General features: G+C 71.6%; 10 protein-coding genes. 4 read left to right on the top strand and 6 right to left on the bottom strand.

Going from position 1 to position 15,938, the window contains the following annotated elements; genetic code table 11:
* Positions 1 to 218 precede the first annotated feature (218 nt).
* The 5 genes from EDD90_RS18205 to EDD90_RS18185 form a co-directional block, all read right to left on the bottom strand.
* Positions 219 to 2,273, bottom strand: coding sequence for a M4 family metallopeptidase (locus EDD90_RS18205; protein WP_123974033.1), 2,055 nt, complete (start codon positions 2,271 to 2,273; stop codon positions 219 to 221).
* 284 nt (positions 2,274 to 2,557) lie between these two features.
* Entirely contained in the window at positions 2,558 to 4,300 is a 1,743-nt protein-coding gene (locus tag EDD90_RS18200; protein WP_123974032.1) for an ABC transporter ATP-binding protein, read from the bottom strand.
* The gene (locus tag EDD90_RS18195; protein ID WP_123974031.1) at positions 4,297 to 6,081 is read right to left on the bottom strand and encodes an ABC transporter ATP-binding protein; all 1,785 of its coding nucleotides are present in this window, start codon (positions 6,079 to 6,081) and stop codon (positions 4,297 to 4,299) included. The genes EDD90_RS18200 and EDD90_RS18195 overlap by 4 nt, the downstream gene beginning before the upstream one ends.
* Before the next feature lie 22 nt (positions 6,082 to 6,103).
* Positions 6,104 to 7,969, bottom strand: a complete 1,866-nt coding sequence (locus EDD90_RS18190) for an ABC transporter ATP-binding protein (protein ID WP_123974030.1) — start codon at positions 7,967 to 7,969, stop codon at positions 6,104 to 6,106.
* Positions 7,966 to 9,852 carry an ABC transporter ATP-binding protein gene (locus tag EDD90_RS18185; RefSeq protein ID WP_123974029.1) on the bottom strand — a complete coding sequence of 629 codons (1,887 nt, stop codon included), beginning with the start codon at positions 9,850 to 9,852 and terminating at the stop codon, positions 7,966 to 7,968. The genes EDD90_RS18190 and EDD90_RS18185 overlap by 4 nt, the downstream gene beginning before the upstream one ends.
* Positions 9,853 to 10,070: 218 nt before the next feature.
* Between EDD90_RS18185 and EDD90_RS18180 the strand changes: the two genes are divergently transcribed.
* Genes EDD90_RS18180 through EDD90_RS18165 form a run of 4 tightly spaced genes read left to right on the top strand, consistent with a single transcriptional unit; the run spans position 10,071 to position 13,620 of the window.
* Positions 10,071 to 10,979, top strand: a complete 909-nt coding sequence (locus EDD90_RS18180; RefSeq protein ID WP_185149137.1) for an ABC transporter ATP-binding protein — start codon at positions 10,071 to 10,073, stop codon at positions 10,977 to 10,979.
* Positions 10,976 to 11,710 (top strand): ABC transporter permease, encoded by a 735-nt coding sequence (locus EDD90_RS18175; RefSeq protein WP_123974028.1) that lies wholly within the window; start codon positions 10,976 to 10,978, stop codon positions 11,708 to 11,710. Before EDD90_RS18180 ends, EDD90_RS18175 begins: the two co-directional genes overlap by 4 nt.
* Positions 11,711 to 11,735: 25 nt before the next feature.
* Positions 11,736 to 12,986 carry a sensor histidine kinase gene (locus tag EDD90_RS18170; protein WP_123974027.1) on the top strand — a complete coding sequence of 417 codons (1,251 nt, stop codon included), beginning with the start codon at positions 11,736 to 11,738 and terminating at the stop codon, positions 12,984 to 12,986.
* Positions 12,976 to 13,620 (top strand): response regulator transcription factor, encoded by a 645-nt coding sequence (locus tag EDD90_RS18165; protein WP_123974026.1) that lies wholly within the window; start codon positions 12,976 to 12,978, stop codon positions 13,618 to 13,620. The genes EDD90_RS18170 and EDD90_RS18165 overlap by 11 nt, the downstream gene beginning before the upstream one ends.
* Before the next feature lie 9 nt (positions 13,621 to 13,629).
* On the opposite strand, the gene glgX is transcribed toward EDD90_RS18165, so the two are convergent.
* On the bottom strand, positions 13,630 to 15,861 hold the full coding sequence (gene glgX, locus EDD90_RS18160; RefSeq protein ID WP_123974025.1) for a glycogen debranching protein GlgX: 2,232 nt from the start codon (positions 15,859 to 15,861) through the stop codon (positions 13,630 to 13,632).
* Positions 15,862 to 15,938: the final 77 nt, after the last annotated feature.

Below are 15,938 nucleotides of genomic sequence, written 5' to 3'. Positions count from 1 at the left end.
GAGTGGGGTTACCTGCCCGGCTGTGGTGATGTGAAGTTGCTGTGCTGTGCGGCGGGTGAAGGAAGAGTGACATCAAGGTCGCGTACATGTCAGGACCCTGAAGTGATGTTGGCCGAAAAGCAGGTGTTGGGTGAACGTTGCGGCCATGTAAAACGGGCGCCGTCCGGGGGAGTCGGACCCCCGGACGGCGCCCGCCGTTCATGCCGCTGCCCTGCGGTTTACGGGAACGTCAGCTTCCAGCTGTTGATCGTGCCGACGTCCTGTGCGGCCTGGTCCTGAACCTTCAATGTCCAGGTCCCATTGGCCGATTCCGACGAGGCGTTCACCGTGTAGGTGTCCGTCACGTCGTCCGCCGAGTCGGACGAGCTGAAGTTCTTCAGCCGGTACGACGTCCCGGACGGACCGACGAGATCGATCACCAGGTCGCCACGCCAGGTGTGGCTGATATTCGGCGTTACCTGCAAGTTGCTCGGCGCGTTGCCGGTGCGGCCGGAGACCGTGATCGACGAGGTGACGGCCGGCCCGTTGTCCGGAATCGACACCGGAGTGGTGTTCTCGAACGACGTGCCCGTACCGCCGCCACCACCGCCTGAACGCGAGCCGACCGCGACGGCCGCCCAGGCGTCCTGCACGGTCTTGTACTCGGTGCTCGTGGTGCCGTACAGCTCGCCCGCCGCCGCGAGGGTGCCGGTGCGGGCACTCGCGTAGTTGGTGGTCGAGGTGAACTTGGTGGTGAGGGCGCGGTACCAGATCTGCAGCGCCTTGTCCCGGCCGATGCCGGTGACCGGAAGGCCGTCCTTCGTGGGCGAGTTGTAGCTGACGCCGTTGATGACCTTGGCGCCGCTGCCCTCGCTCAGCAGGTAGAAGAAGTGGTTCGCCACGCCGGACGAGTAGTGCACGTCGAGGCCGCCGACGGACGAGGACCAGTAGTCGGCGGAGCTGCCGTCCTTGCTGGGCTTGTCCATGTAGCGCAGCGGCGTGCCGTCGCCGTTGATGTTGATCTTCTCGCCGATGAGGTAGTCGCCGACGTCGGTGGAGTTGTTGGCGTAGAACTCCACGCCGGTGCCCATGATGTCGGAGGTCGCCTCGTTCAACCCGCCGGACTCACCGCTGTAGTTGAGGCCGGCCGTGTTCGAGGTGACGCCGTGGCTCATCTCGTGGCCCGCCACGTCGAGCGCGGTCAGCGGGTCCGCGTTGCCGGAACCGTCGCCGTAGGTCATGCAGAAGCAGCTGTCGTCCCAGAACGCGTTCACGTACGAGTTGCCGTAGTGGACGCGGGAGTAGGCGCCGACACCGTTGTTCTTGATGCCGCTGCGGCCGAAGGTGTTCTTGTAGAAGTCCCAGGTCTCGGCGGCCCCGTAGTGCGCGTCGGCGCCCGCGGTGGCGGCGTTCGACGTGGTGCTGTTGCCCCAGGTGTTGCTCGACTGCGAGAACAGCGTGCCGGTGCCCGAGGTGCCGTGGTTCAGGTTGTACGTCTTGTGGCCGCCGCGGTCGCCGTCGGTCAGGTTGTACGTCGAGCCCGACTGGGTCGTGGTCAGCGAGACCGAGCCGCTGTACTGGGTGTTGCCGGTACCGGTCGCGGTGTCGATGCCCTGGTACTCGAAGAGCCTCTTGCCGGTGGCCGCGTCGGTGACGACGTGCAGCTGGTTGGGCGTGCCGTCGTCCTGGAAACCGCCGACGATCGTCTCGTAGGCGAGGACGGGGGTGCCGGAGCCGGCCCAGATCACCTTGCGGGCGCCGTCGGCGGCCGACTTGGTGGAACCCAGCGCCCTGGCGGCCGACAGCGCCGTCTTCTCGGCCTTGCCCGCGGTGACCCGGGGCGTGAGCGAGGGGACCTTCAGCGTGGCGTTGTTCGCCTTGATGACACGCTCGGTGGCGCCCGACTTGGCGGTGTCGACGATCAGGTCGCCGCCGAGGACGGGCAGGCCCGCGTAGGTGCGCTCGTAGCGGGTGTGCAGCGTGCCGTCGGCGTCCTTGACGATGTCCTTGACGACCAGCTTCTCCTGGGCGCCGAGGCCTATCGCCCTGGCGGTGGCGGCCCGTTCGGTGCTCGCGTCGCGGAGCAGTTCGGCGCGCTGCGAGGCCGAGAGGCTGACGGCCCGGTGGGCGCTGTTCACCTTGCCGGTCTGCGGCTTGGCGGGGGTGGCGCTGGCGGCGCCGGACTGGACGGCGGCGGCGATCAGGGCGGTGACGCCCGCGAGGGCCACTACTGCGGTGCGGTGGGGGGTGCGTCTGCGAGAGGAAGTGCTACTCAACACTGACTCCTTCTGCATGGCCGCGGGTCACACGGCCAGGGGAGATCCGGGCCGCGGGTGGGCGGTCCGGGCAGAACAGGCGGAACGCGGAACCACGTGCGCGTGCAGTGCCGGACTCGGCAGCGGTGGGGTGATTCTGTGGGGTTGCTGTGAGTCGACCGTGGGAAGAGTGGCAGCAGAAAACGTCGTCTGTCAGGACCGCGTCAGGAACTTGGCCGGAAATCGTTCGTTGTCCGGATGTTCATGTTCGATATGCGGAGCGTTGGGGAGGGGCTGGGGCCGCATCGCGGAGAGGCCGGGGTTCAGGGGGCCTTGTCGCCGTGCCAGGTCGACCACAGCGCCGCGTACGCCCCGCCCGCCGCCACCAGGTCCTCGTGCGTGCCGAGTTCGGTGAGGAGGCCGTTCTCCATCACGGCCACCCGGTCGGCGTCGTGCGCGGTGTGCAGACGGTGGGCGATGGCGATGACCGTACGGCCCTCCAGTACGGCGGCCAGGGCGCGCTCGGTGTGCCGGGCGGTCGTCGGGTCCAGCAGCGCGGTCGCCTCGTCCAGGATCAGGGTGTGCGGATCCGCCAGCACCACCCGCGCCAGGGCGAGTTGCTGGGCCTGGGAGCCGTCCGTGGCGCAACCGCCGCTGCCGAGGCGGGTGTCGAGGCCCTCGGGGAGGCCGCGCACCCATGCGTCGGCGCCGACGGCCGTCAGCGCCGCCCACAGGTCCTCGTCCGGCGCGGCCGGTTCGGCGATCAGGAGGTTGTCCCGGACTGTACCCAGGAAGACATGGTGCTCCTGGGTGACGAGGACGACCTGACGGCGCAGCCGCTCCGGCTCCAGGCCGGCGATCGGCACCCCGCCCACGGTCACCGTGCCGGCCCCGGGCGCCTCGACGCCCGCGAGCAGCCGGCTCAGCGTCGTCTTCCCGGCGCCGGACGGCCCTACCACCGCGAGCCGCTCCCCGGGCCGCACCGTCAGGTCCACCCCGCGCAGCACCTCGCCACCGCGCTCGTACGCGTACCGCACCCCGCGCACATCGATCCGGTCGTCCGCCGGAGCCGGTGCCGCCCGGTCGGCAGCCGCCCGCGGTGCCTGTGCCAGCCCCTCCACCCGGGCGAACGAGGCACTGCTGGACTGGAGCTGCTCCACCCGCATCAGGATCTGGTCCAGCGGCTCCGAGAACTGCCTCAGATACAGCGCCGCCGACACCACCACCCCGATGCCCACATGCAGCATCCCGCCGAGCAGCAGCACCCCCGCGACCGGAATGGAATACGACACCTCGACCGCCGGGAAGAACACGGTCCGCAGATACAGCGTGTAGAACCGGGCCTTCCGGTTGGCCTCCAGCGCGTCCCGGCTCGCCGCGATCCGCTGCTCCTGCAGCCGCAACGCCTCCACGGTACGGGCCCCGGTCACCGTCGCCGTGACGATCTCCGCGACCCCGGAGGTGGTCGCGCCCTCCGTGAGGTAGCCGTCCCTCGCCCGGCGCAGATACCAGCGCAGCGCGCACCAGATCGGGGTCAGCCCCAGCACCCCGAACACACCGAGCAGCGGATTCAGCGCGAACACCGCGCCCATCACGAACAGCGCCTGCACCGCGCAGACCAGCATCTCGGGCCCGGCGTCCCGGAGCGTGGTGCCGACGGTGCTCACATCGGCGGTGCCGCGCGCGGTCAGGTCGCCGGTGCCGGCCCGCTCCACCACCGACGCGGGCAGCGCCAGCGCCCGCTCCACGAACTCCTCGCGGACCCGGGCCAGCGTCCGCTCGCCGAAGCGGTGGCCGACGTAGCGGGCGGCCCGCGCGAACAGCAACTGGGCGAGTGAGCAGAGCAGGATCCACAGGGCGAGACGGTCCACCGACCCGACCCCGCGGCCGGCCCGTACCGCGTCCACGATCCGGCCGACCAGCCAGGGGCCGACAAGACCGGTCGCGGCGGCGAGCGCGTTCAGGAGCAGGGCGGCGGTGAAGGCCCTGCGGTCGGCCTTCACCAGGCGGAGGGTGGCCCGCCGTACGTCGGCCCGCCCGGCGACCGGGAGTTGACTCGTCGTCACCTTACGACCTCCTCCTCGGTGTCCCGGGCCACGAGAGCGCGGTAGCCGGGTGCGTACTCCAGCAGTTCCTCGTGCGTACCCGTCGCCGCGACCTTGCCGTCGACCAGGTAGATCACCTCGTCCACGCGGGCCAGCAGCAGGGGAGAGGTGGTGGTGACGAGGGTGGTGCGGCCGTCGCGGGCGTCGCGGAGGCGCTCCGCGACGAGGGACTCGGTGTGGGCGTCGAGGGCGGAGGTGGGTTCCACGGCGAGGAGGATCTCGGGGTCGGCGAGTAATGCCCTTACGAGCCGGATGCGTTGGCGTTGGCCTCCGGAGAGGTTGCGGGCCTGGGCGTCGACGGGGGAGTCGAGGCCGGCGGGGAGGGCCTGGACGATGTCCGTTGCCGCGGCTGCGTGGAGGGCTGCGGTGATGCGCGCGTCAGGGGGTGCGGCGGATGGCTGAGCGGCTGGTGCGGGTGAGTGGGGGCTTGTCGCGCAGTTCCCCGCGCCCCTTCCGGGCGCGTCGGCGCCTCCGGTGATGACATCGGTCAGGGAGCCTGCGAAGAGGTCCGCATCGTTGTCGGCGACGAGGATGCGGGTGCGTACTTCGGGGAGCGGTACCGCGTCCAGTCGTACGCCTCCCCATGTGGCGTCCGAGCGTGTGTAGCGGCCCAGGCGGTCGATCACCGCCGTCGTCTCCGCCGGGCCGGCGCCCACCAGCGCCGCCAGCCGGCCCGGGCGCACCCGCACGCCGGACTCCGGATCGTGCAGCACCGAGGGCTCGTTCGGCGCCTGTTCGGTGCCGGTGTCCGGCTCCGGCTCCAGGCGCAGCAGGCGTACCACCCTGCGGGCGGCCACCACGCCCCGGCTGAGCTGGTAGCCCATGTCCAGCAGGAACGCCACCGGGCTGACCAGGACCGCGACATAGCCGTACACCGAGACCAGCTGGCCCACCGTGATGTCCCCGCGGGCCGCCATCCGGGCCGCGATCCAGGTCACCACCGCCAGGAACACCGTGGGCAGGCCCACGCCCAGGGCCTGGACCCAGCTGGCGACCGCGCCCACCCGGTAGCCCTGGGCGCGCAGGTGCTGGGAGTCCTCGCGGAAGGAGTCCGCGAACAGGCCTTTGCCGCCGAGGCCGTTCAGGACACGGAGGCCGCCCGCGAGGTCGCCGATGCGGGCCGTGAGCACGCCCTGGCCCTCCCGGTACTCGGTCTCCCTGCCCTGCAGCCGCCGGGCCAGCGGGCCCGCCACCAGGGCCACCACCGGGACGCCGAGCAGCACCACGGCGGTCAGCAGCGGCGAGACGGTCAGGAGGAGTCCGGCCACCACCGCGTACACGACCACCGCGCCCACCCCGGGGCCGACGACGGTCAGCGCCTGGGCGATGGTGTGCACGTCACTGACGCCGATCGTGACGACCTCTCCGGCCCCGGCCCGGCGCGGCAGTCCGGCGCCGAGGCGTACCGAGTGCCCCACGACCGCCTTGATGGTGCGGAAGTAGGCGTCCATCCGCACCCGGGTCATGGTGCGGTGACGCATGATGCTGAGCCATGCGTTGAACGCCCCCAGGACGAAGATCGCCGCCGTCCATCCGGCCAGCACCGCCATATGGCCCGGCACCAGGCCGTCGTCCACGGCCCGCGCCATCATGTACGGCGTCCCGGCCATCAGTGTCAGCCAGGAGCTGCCCAGGAGCGCCCCGGCGAGCGACCGGCCCGGCTGGCGGCGCACCAGCCACCACAGATAGGACCAGCCGCCGCGTGTGTCGGGCGTGCCCGGATCCTCGTACGCGTCGATCACCCTGCGACCCTCGTTCCCTCCGCTAGGCCAGACTGTCCCGCCACGCCCGGTGCAGGTCCGCGAACCGGCCGGTGCCCGCGATGAGTTCGGCCGGGCGGCCGTCCTCGACGATCCGGCCGTGTTCCATCACCAGCACCCGGTCGGCGATCTCCACGGTCGACAGACGGTGTGCGATCACCACCGCCGTACGGCCCTTCAGCACCGTTGTCATGGCCCGCTGCACGGCCCGCTCGCCGGGGATGTCCAGGGAGCTGGTGGCCTCGTCGAGGATCAGCACCGCCGGGTCGGCGAGCAAGGCACGTGCGAACGCGACCAGTTGGCGCTGACCCGCCGAAATGCGCCCACCGCGCTTGCGGACGTCCGTGTCGTACCCGTCGGGCAGCGCGGCGATGAACTCGTGCGCGCCGATCGCCTTCGCCGCCTGCTCGATCTCCGCACGGGTCGCGTCCGGGCGGCCGATGGCGATGTTCTCGGCGACCGTGCCGGAGAACAGGAACGCCTCCTGGGTGACCATGACCACCCCGCGCCGCAGCTCGGGCACGGTCAGCTCGCGCAGGTCCACGCCGTCGAGGAGGACCCGGCCGTCGGACGGGTCGTAGAAGCGGGCGAGGAGTTTGGCGAGGGTCGACTTGCCGGCGCCCGTGGAGCCGACGACCGCGACCGTCTGGCCGGCCGGGAGGGCGAGGTCGAAGCGGGGGAGGACCTCGCCGCCGGTGCGATAGGCGAAGCGGACGCCTTCGAAGACGACCTCGCGGCCGGGGAGTTCGGTCGCGAGCGGGGGCAGCTCCTTGGGGACCGAGGGCTCCGGCACGGACGGGGTCTGGGCCAGCAGGCCTGCGATCTTCTCCAGTGACGCGGCCGCCGACTGGTAGGAGTTGAGGAACATGCCGAGGCGGTCGATCGGGTCGTAGAGCCGTCGCAGATAGAGGACGGCCGCCGCGAGGACGCCGAGTTCGAGGGAGCCGGACGCCACCCGGTAGGCGCCCCACAGCACGATCACCGCCACCGATGTGTTGGCGACCAGCCGGGAGCCGACGACATACCGCGCCATCTCCAGGAGCGCGTCGCCGTTCGTGAGCTCGTGGCGGCGGTTCAGCACGGCGAACTCGGCGTCGTTCGCGGCCTCCCGGCGGAACGCGCGCACCGGACGGATGCCGTTCATCGTCTCCACGAACTTCACGATCACCGCCGCGATCGCCGTGGACCGCGCCTTGTACACCCGTACCGCACGCCGCTGGTACTGCCGCACCAGCAGGTACAGCGGCACGAACGAGGCCACCGCCACCGCACCGAGCCCGAGGTCCAGCCAGAGCAGCATCGCCGAGATGTAGAGGAAGGAGAGGATGACGGTGACGAGTTCCTGCAGGCCTTCGCTCAGGAGCTCGCGGAGCGACTCGACGTCCGTGGTGGACCGGGAGATCAGGCGGCCGGACGTGTAGCGCTCGTGGAAGTCGACGCTCAGTGCCTGCGCATGGCGGAAGATGCGGCCGCGCAGATCGAGGAGCACGTCCTGGTTGACGCGGGCGGAGGCCTCGATGAAGGCGTACTGGAGGCCGCCGGAGAGCAGGGCGCACCCGCCGTAGCCGACCGCCACGGCGATCAGCGGACCGTGGTCGTGGTGGCGGAACGCCGGTACGGCCCGGTCGATGGCGTACGCCACCAGCAGCGGGCCCGCCTGCACCGCCGCCTGCTGGAGCAGGAGGAGGAGCGTGGTGACGGCGACCCGCGCCGTCAGGGGCGCGAGGAGCGAACGCAGGAGGGCGGCCGTGGCGCCGGGCGGGGTCGGCAGGACGTCCTGGTCGAAGGGGTCGCCGGTCGCGGCGGCGGACTTCGGCCTGGGGAGTTCGTCGTCCTCGTCGGGGGCGGGCAGGGAGGTGGCGGCGGTCATCGGCGGTGATCCTCCCCGGACATCAGATGGGCGTACTCGGCGTTGGTGCGGAGCAGTTCGTGGTGGGTGCCGACGGCGGTGATACGGCCGCCGGAGAGCAGGGCGACCCGGTCGGCGAGCAGCACGGTGGAGGGGCGGTGGGCGACGATCAGGGCGGTGGTGTCGGTGAGGACGTCGCGCAGGGCCGCCTCCACGGCGGCCTCCGTGTGCACGTCCAGGGCGGACAGGGGGTCGTCAAGGACGAGGAAGCGGGGCCGGCCGACGACCGCCCGCGCCAGCGCGAGGCGCTGGCGCTGGCCGCCGGAGAGGCTGAGGCCCTGCTCGCCGACCTGGGTGCCGGTGCCCTGCGGGAGGGTGTGGGCGAAGTCGGCCTGCGCGACGGCGAGGGCGCGTGCCAGCTCGGGCTCGCCGGCGTTGTCGTCGGCTCCCATGAGCACGTTCTCGCCCACGGACGCGGAGAAGAGGGTGGGCTCCTCGAAGGCCATGGCGACCAGGGCGCGGAGTTCCTCGCGGGGCATGGCGGTGATGTCCGCGCCGTCGAGGGTGATCCGGCCGGAGGTCGTCTCGTGCAGGCGGGGGATGAGGGCGGTGAGGGTGGTCTTGCCGCTGCCGGTGGCGCCGACGAGGGCCATGGATTCGCCGGGGCGGATGTGGAGGTCGACGTGGGCGAGGGTGGGGGTGGAATCGGGGGCGGCGTCGGGGTAGCGGAAGGAGACGGAGTCGAAGCGGATGCCGTCGTTGTCGGGTGCGGGTGCGGGTGCGTTGGGGCTGGTCGCGCAGTTCCCCGCGCCCCTATCGGGGCGCTCCCCGACCGGTGGATGAACAGTGCCCCGAAGGGGCGCGGGGAACTGCGCGCTCGGCCCCCGCTCAGCCGCGGCCGAATCCGCGTCCTCCTGCAACGCGTCCCGTACCTCGAAGTACCGCTCGGTGGCAGTGGCGGCCTCCTGGCTCATCGCCAGCAGGAAGCCGATCGACTCCACCGGCCACCTCAGGGCCAGTGCCGTGGACAGGAACGCCACCAGCGTGCCCGCGCTCAGGTCGCCCTCCGCGACCTGTACCGAACCCCAGAACAGAGCCGCGCCGATGGCCACTTCCGGGAGGGTCACGATGACGCCCCAGATCGTCGCCAGCATCCGCGCCTTGCGCAGCTCCGTGCCCCGCAGGGTGCGGACCAGTTCACGGAAGGCGCGTGCCTGGCTGCGGTGCCTGCCGAAGCCCTTGATGATGCGGATGCCGAGCACGCTCTCCTCGACCACCGTCGTCAGGTCGCCGACCTGGTCCTGGGCGAGCCGGGCCACCTTCGCGTACCGCTTCTCGAAGATCACACACGTCCACATGACGGGGACCGTGGGGCCGAGGATGACCAGGCCCAGCGTCCAGTCCTGGGCCAGCATGATCACCACACCGACGAGGATCGTCACCCCGTTGACCAGCAGGAAGGTCAGCGGAAAGGCGAGGAACATACGGAGCAGCATCAGGTCGGTGGTGGCCCGGGAGAGCAGCTGGCCGGAGGCCCAGCGGTCGTGGAAGGCGACCGGCAGGCGCTGCAGATGGGCGTAGAGGCCCGCCCGCATCGACGCCTCGACATGGGACAGGGGTCTGGCCACCAGCCAGCGCCGCAACCCGAAGAGCAGCGCTTCCGCGAATCCGAGCAGCAGCAGATACAGCGCGCCGAGCCAGACCCCGCCGGGGTCGCGGTCGGCCACCGGGCCGTCCACCATCCACTTCAGGACGAGCGGGATCACGAGCCCCGTGCAGGAGGCGACTATCGCCACGGACGCGGCGGCGAACAGCCGCACCCGCACCGGCCGTACATACGGCCACAGGCGCAGCAGGGTACGGACGGCGGACCGTTCCTTGGTGGTTGCACGTGTCGGAGGCATTAGGGCCGAGCCTACGGATCGGCACTGACATCGCCCACCGAGTTTTGGCCGGACCGGAATCGGCCTGCGGAGCTACGACCAGCCCGTTCGAGCCGTCGTACCACCGGATCCACCCACTGGATCCGCCAACCGGATCCGCCGTATCAACCGATCGGCTGATGCCGCTTCGAGCGGGCCGGGCGATGTGGCGGACCGGGCCCGGACGGGACCCTCGGCGTATGCCATCCGTCATCGAAGTGACAGACCTGCGGAAGTCGTACGGCGGCCGGGCCGTCGTGGACGGGGTGAGTTTCGCCGTCGAGGAGGGGGAGATCTTCGGGATCCTCGGTCCGAACGGCGCCGGCAAGACCACCACCGTCGAATGTGTGGAAGGGCTGCGGGTGCCCGATGGGGGACGGGTCCGGGTCACCGGGCTCGACCCCGTCGCCGAGCACGAGAAGACCGCCCGGGTCCTCGGCGCCCAGCTCCAGCAGAGCGAGCTGCAGCCCAAGCTCACCGTCCGCGAGGCGCTTGAGCTGTACGCCTCCTTCTACGACAGCCCGCTCGACTGGGCACCGCTCGCCGAGCGCCTCGGGCTCGCCGACAAGCTCGCCACCCGGTTCGGCAAGCTGTCGGGTGGGCAGCAGCAACGCCTGTTCATCGCGCTCGCGTTGATCGGGAACCCGCGCGTCGTCGTGCTCGACGAGCTCACCACCGGGCTCGATCCACGGGCGCGGCGGGACACCTGGGAACTGATCGAGGACGTCCGGGACCGCGGGGTCACCGTCCTCCTCGTCACGCACTTCATGGAGGAGGCGCAGCGGCTCTGCGACCGGATCGCGGTGATCGACAAGGGGCGGGTGGCCGCCCTGGACACCCCGGCCGGGCTGATCCGCCGCAGCGCCGGCGCCACCGTCATCAGTTTCACCCCGTCGGCCCCGCTGGACGACCAGGCCCTCGCCGCCCTCCCGGCCCTCGCCTCGGTCGAGAGCAAGGACGGCCGGATCACGCTCTCCGGCACCGACGAGACCGTGAACGCCGTCATCACCCTGCTCGCCCGGCACCGCATCACCGCCCATCAGCTCCGGGTCGTGGACGCGACCCTCGACGACGCGTTCCTGGACCTCACGAAGGGGGAAGCGGTATGAACACCGCCGTCCTGCGTACCGAGTTCCGCCTGTTCCGCCGCGAACCCGGCGCCGTCTTCTGGGTCTTCCTGTTCCCGACCCTGCTCCTGGTGATCCTCGGGTCCATCCCGTCGTTCCGGGACGCCGACAAGTCGCTGGGCGGGCTGCGGCCGGTCGACGCCTATGTGCCCATCGCCGTGCTGATCGCCCTGATCATGTCCGGGGTGCAGACGCTGCCCCAGGCGCTGACCGGTTACCGGGAGCGGGGCATCCTGCGCCGGATGCGGCTCACCCCCGTACAGCCCTCCGCCCTGCTGTCCGCGCAGATGGCCGTGCAGGGCACGGTCGCGCTGGGCTCGGCGCTGCTCGCGCTCGTGGTGGGCCGGCTCGCCTTCGACGTACGACTGCCGAAGCAGCCGGGCGGGTACCTGCTGGCGCTGCTGCTCGCGGCCGCCGCCGCCCTTGCCCTCGGCTCCGTCGTCTCGGCGCTGTCCCGCACCACGAAGATCGCGAGCGCGATCGGCTCCGCGGTGTTCTTCCCGATGATGTTCTGCGCGGGCGTGTGGATCCCGGTGCGGTCGATGCCGCACGCGATGTCCCGCGTGGTCCAGCTGACCCCGTTCGGCGCGGCGGCCCGCGCCCTGGACCAGGCAGCCGCCGGACACTGGCCCGGCTGGGACCACCTGGGCGTGCTCACGGCCTGGGCGGTGCTGCTCACGGTCGGGGCGGCTCGTTGGTTCCGCTGGGAGTAGGCGGCCGGCCGTGCAGACTGGGGACATGACCGGGACCGAGGCGGACAGCGAGATCGACCGGCGCTGGGAGCAACTGCACACCTGGGTGCCGTACGGGTTTCTCGGCATCAGCATCGTCCTCGGGATCGCCACTGCCGATCCGCACACCGGCCCGGCGAAGTGGTACACCGCCTGGGCCCTGATCGGGGCCGCGGTCGCGCTCCAACTGTGGTGGCACGCGATCCGGTTCCGCCGTCCCGACCGCGGCCGTACGCCGACCCCGGCCGGGACGGCGTACTACGTCGTCCGTTGGGCTCTCGGCTTCGTCCTCACCTGGCTCAGCCCGTTCTTCGCGTTCTACGCCGCCAGCGGCTACATGGACGCCGACGAGTTGCTTCCGCGCCGGTGGCGGCGGCTCGGACTGCTCGCGAGCGCGGTCACCGTGGCCGGCGCGCAGACCGGCGGAATGCCGTTGAGGAGCGTGCTCCAGTGGCTCGTCTTCGTCGTACTGTTGGTCGCCAACTCCGCCCTCCAGATGGGGATCGCCCATCTCACCGAGCAGGAGAAACAGCGGTCCGCCGAGCGCACCGAAACCATCGCCGCCCTGCGCCAGGCCCTCGACGAGAACGCGGCCCTTCACGCCCAACTCCTCGTCCAGGCACGGGAGGCCGGGGTCGCCGACGAGCGCCGGCGGCTCGCCGCCGAGATCCACGACACCATCGCCCAGGGGCTGGCCGGGATCATCGCCCAGCTCCAGGTCGTCCTCAACACCCCCGATCCCGAGCTGGCCGAGGACCATGTGGGCCGCGCCCTGGCGCTGGCCCGGCACAGTCTGGGCGAGGCCCGCCGCTCCGTGCACAACCTGGCCCCAATCGCCCTGGAGCACGACGGCCTGCCCGAGGCGCTGACGAAGACGGTCGAAGAATGGGGCGAACGGACGGGCATACGCGCCCAGTTCACCGTCACCGGGACGGCGGAGCAGCTGCACGAGGAGGTCGCGGCCACCCTCCTCCGCATCGTCCAGGAGGCCCTGTCCAACGCGGCCCGGCACGCGCAGGCCTCCCGGGTCGGGGTCACCCTCTCCTACCTCGGCGAGGAGGTCATCCTCGACATCCGCGACGACGGCACCGGCTTCGACCTGCTCGCCGTGCCCGCCCGCAGCCGCGCCGGCGGCTTCGGCCTCGACGGGATGCGGGCCCGCGCCGAACGCATCGCGGGCTCGCTCACGGTGGAGTCGGAACCGGGGCTCGGCACCGCCCTGTCGGCACGCGTACCGTTGGTCCGTCATGACAGCTGACGCCCCGATCTCCCTGCTGATCGTCGACGACCACCCGGTGGTACGCGACGGCCTGCGCGGCATGTTCGAATCCGCCCCCGGGTTCACGGTCCTCGGCGAGGCGTCGAGCGGTGTCGAGGCCGTGGCCCTCACCGCCTCCCTCGACCCGGACGTGATCCTGATGGACCTGCGCATGCCGGGCGGCGGCGGAGTCGACGCCATCCGGGAACTGACCGGCCGCGGCGCCCGCGCCAAGGTCTTGGTCCTCACCACGTACGACACCGACTCCGACACCCTCCCCGCGATCGAGGCGGGTGCCACGGGGTATCTGCTGAAGGACGCGCCGCGCGAGGAACTCTTCACCGCCGTCCGCGCCGCCGCCCAGGGCCGTACCGTCCTCTCCCCGGCCGTCGCCTCCCGTCTGGTCTCCGCCGTCCGCGCGCCCGGAGCCCCCGGCAACGAACCGCTCTCCGCCCGCGAACGCGAGGTCCTGACCTTGGTCGCCAGGGGCACCTCGAACCGCGAGATAGCCCGCGAGCTCTTCATCAGCGAGGCCACGGTGAAGACCCATCTCACCCATCTGTACGCCAAGCTGGGCGTCAACGACCGCGCGGCGGCGGTCGCTACGGCATACCAGCGGGGGATCCTCGGCTAGCCAGGACTCTCAGCCCGCCACCTTGAGCAGCAGCACCGCCCGCGCCGGCACCGTGATCGCCGTCCCCGCTTCGTGCACCACCCCCGGCGCCTCGTCCTGCTCCTCCCGTGAGGTGTCCACGAGCACCTCGTAGCGCCCGGCCCACGGCGGGCCGGGCAGCAGGAACTCCGTCGGGCGGTCGCCCGCGTGCAGGACGGTCAGGAAGCTGTCGTCCAGGATCGGGGCACCGCGCTCGTCGCGGCCGGGGATGTCCCGCCCGGAGAGGTACATGCCGAGGGTGGCGGCGGGCGCGTACCAGTCGCCGGCGGTCATCTCCGCGCCGTGTGCCGTGAACCAGGCCAGGTCGCGCAGTCCGTCCGCCGAGTGCGCGCGGCCCGAGAAGAAGGCGCGGCGGCGCAGGACCGGGTGGCGGTGGCGCAGTTCGATGAGGCGGGAGGTGAGGCCGAGGAGCGGCCGCCAGGCCGGGTCGTCCAGCAACTCCCAGTCCAGCCAGCTGATTTCGTTGTCCTGGCAGTACGCGTTGTTGTTGCCGCGCTGGGTGCGGCCCAGTTCGTCGCCCGCGACCAGCATCGGGACACCGGTCGACAGCAGCAGGGTGGTCAGGAGATTCCGTAGCTGCCGCCTGCGCAGCGCCTGTACGCCCTCGTCGTCCGTCTCGCCCTCGGCGCCGCAGTTCCAGGAGCGGTTGTCGTTCGAGCCGTCCCGGTTGTTCTCCCCGTTCGCCTCGTTGTGCTTCGTCTCGTACGACACCAGGTCGCGGAGCGTGTAACCGTCGTGCGCGGTGATGAAGTTGACGGAGGCGTAGGGGCGGCGGCCGCCCCAGGCGTAGAGGTCGCTGGAGCCGGAGAGGCGGTAGCCGAGGTCGTGGACGTCGGGGAGGGCGCCGCGCCAGAAGTCGCGGACGGCGTCGCGGTAGCGGTCGTTCCACTCGGTCCACAGCGGCGGGAAGGCGCCGACCTGGTAGCCGCCGGAGCCCACGTCCCACGGCTCGGCGATGAGCTTCACCCGGCGCAGCACTGGGTCCTGGGCGATGACGGCGAGGAAGGGGGAGAGCATGTCGACGTCGTGCATCGAGCGGGCCAGCGCGGCCGCGAGGTCGAAGCGGAAGCCGTCCACGCCCATCTCGGTCACCCAGTAGCGCAGCGAGTCGGTGATCAGGCGCAGGACGTGCGGGCGGACCACATGCAGGGTGTTGCCGCAGCCGGTGTAGTCGGCGAAGTGGCGGGCGTCGTCCTGGAGGCGGTAGTAGCCGCGGTTGTCGATGCCCTTGAGGGAGAGCGTCGGGCCCAACTCGCCCGCTTCCGCAGTGTGGTTGTAGACCACGTCCAGGATGACCTCGATGCCGGCCGCGTGCAGCGCGCGCACCATCCGCTTGAACTCGCCGACCTGCTGTCCCGTCGTACCGGAGGCGGCATAGGCGGCGTGCGGGGCGAAGTAGCCGATGGAGTTGTAGCCCCAGTAGTTCCTGAGACCGCGCTTGAGCAGGTGGTCCTCGTGGGCGAACTGGTGGACGGGGAGGAGCTCCACGGCCGTCACGCCCAGGTTCACGAGGTGCTCGATCGCGGCCGGGTGCGCCAGTCCGGCGTAGGTGCCGCGGAGCTCCTCCGGTATCCCCGGATGCAGTCTGGTGAAGCCGCGTACATGCAGCTCGTAGATGACGGAGTCCGCCCACGGCGTCTTGGGGCGGTGGTCGTCGGCCCAGTCGTCGTCATCGTGGACGACCACGCCCTTCGGGACGTACGGCGCCGAGTCGCGGTCGTCCCGGACGGTGTCGGCGACCTGCTGGTCCGGCCAGTCCCGGACGTGCCCGTACACCTCGGGCGGCAGGCCGAACTCGCCGTCCACCGCACGCGCGTAGGGGTCGAGGAGCAGCTTCGCCGGGTTCCAGCGGGCGCCGGTCCACGGGTCCCAGCGGCCGTCGACCCGGTAGCCGTACCGCTGCCCGGGCAGCACACCCGGCACGAAACCGTGCCAGATCTCGTGCGTGAGTTCGGTCAGCGGGATGCGGGTCTCCCGGCCCTGTTCGTCGAAGAGGCAGAGCCGGACCGCCTCCGCCCCGGCCGCCCACAGCGCGAAGTTCGTCCCCGCCACTCCGTCCGGGCCCACCCGGAACCGGGCGCCGAGCGGGGTCGACGCCCCCGGCCAGGCCGACGGGACGGGAAGGGGCGTCCCGTTGACCGCGGGGGCGCCCGCCCTCGGGGCCCGCGCCCGTGCCCCCTGCTGCTCGGCTGCGCTCGTCACCTGTCGGCCCCTTTTTTCGCTCCGCGGCTCGCCGGCCCCCGGGGCGCACCCGACCCGCGTCCGAGCAGCCGACCGAG

It is taken from the genome of Streptomyces sp. Ag109_O5-1 (assembly GCF_003814875.1).
Taxonomy (GTDB): domain Bacteria; phylum Actinomycetota; class Actinomycetes; order Streptomycetales; family Streptomycetaceae; genus Streptomyces; species Streptomyces sasae.
This window is presented reverse-complemented; position numbering and strand designations above follow the sequence as displayed.

Bases quoted from the DNA above. Each gene is read 5' to 3' on its own strand.
- EDD90_RS18205 (WP_123974033.1), bottom strand. From the start codon at position 2,273: ATGCAGAAGGAGTCAGTGTTGAGTAGCACTTCCTCTCGCAGACGCACC.
- EDD90_RS18190 (WP_123974030.1), bottom strand. From the start codon at position 7,969: ATGACCGCCGCCACCTCCCTGCCCGCCCCCGACGAGGACGACGAACTC.
- EDD90_RS18185 (WP_123974029.1), bottom strand. From the start codon at position 9,852: ATGCCTCCGACACGTGCAACCACCAAGGAACGGTCCGCCGTCCGTACC.
- EDD90_RS18180 (WP_185149137.1), top strand. From the start codon at position 10,071: ATGCCATCCGTCATCGAAGTGACAGACCTGCGGAAGTCGTACGGCGGC.
- EDD90_RS18175 (WP_123974028.1), top strand. From the start codon at position 10,976: ATGAACACCGCCGTCCTGCGTACCGAGTTCCGCCTGTTCCGCCGCGAA.
- EDD90_RS18170 (WP_123974027.1), top strand. From the start codon at position 11,736: ATGACCGGGACCGAGGCGGACAGCGAGATCGACCGGCGCTGGGAGCAA.
- EDD90_RS18165 (WP_123974026.1), top strand. From the start codon at position 12,976: ATGACAGCTGACGCCCCGATCTCCCTGCTGATCGTCGACGACCACCCG.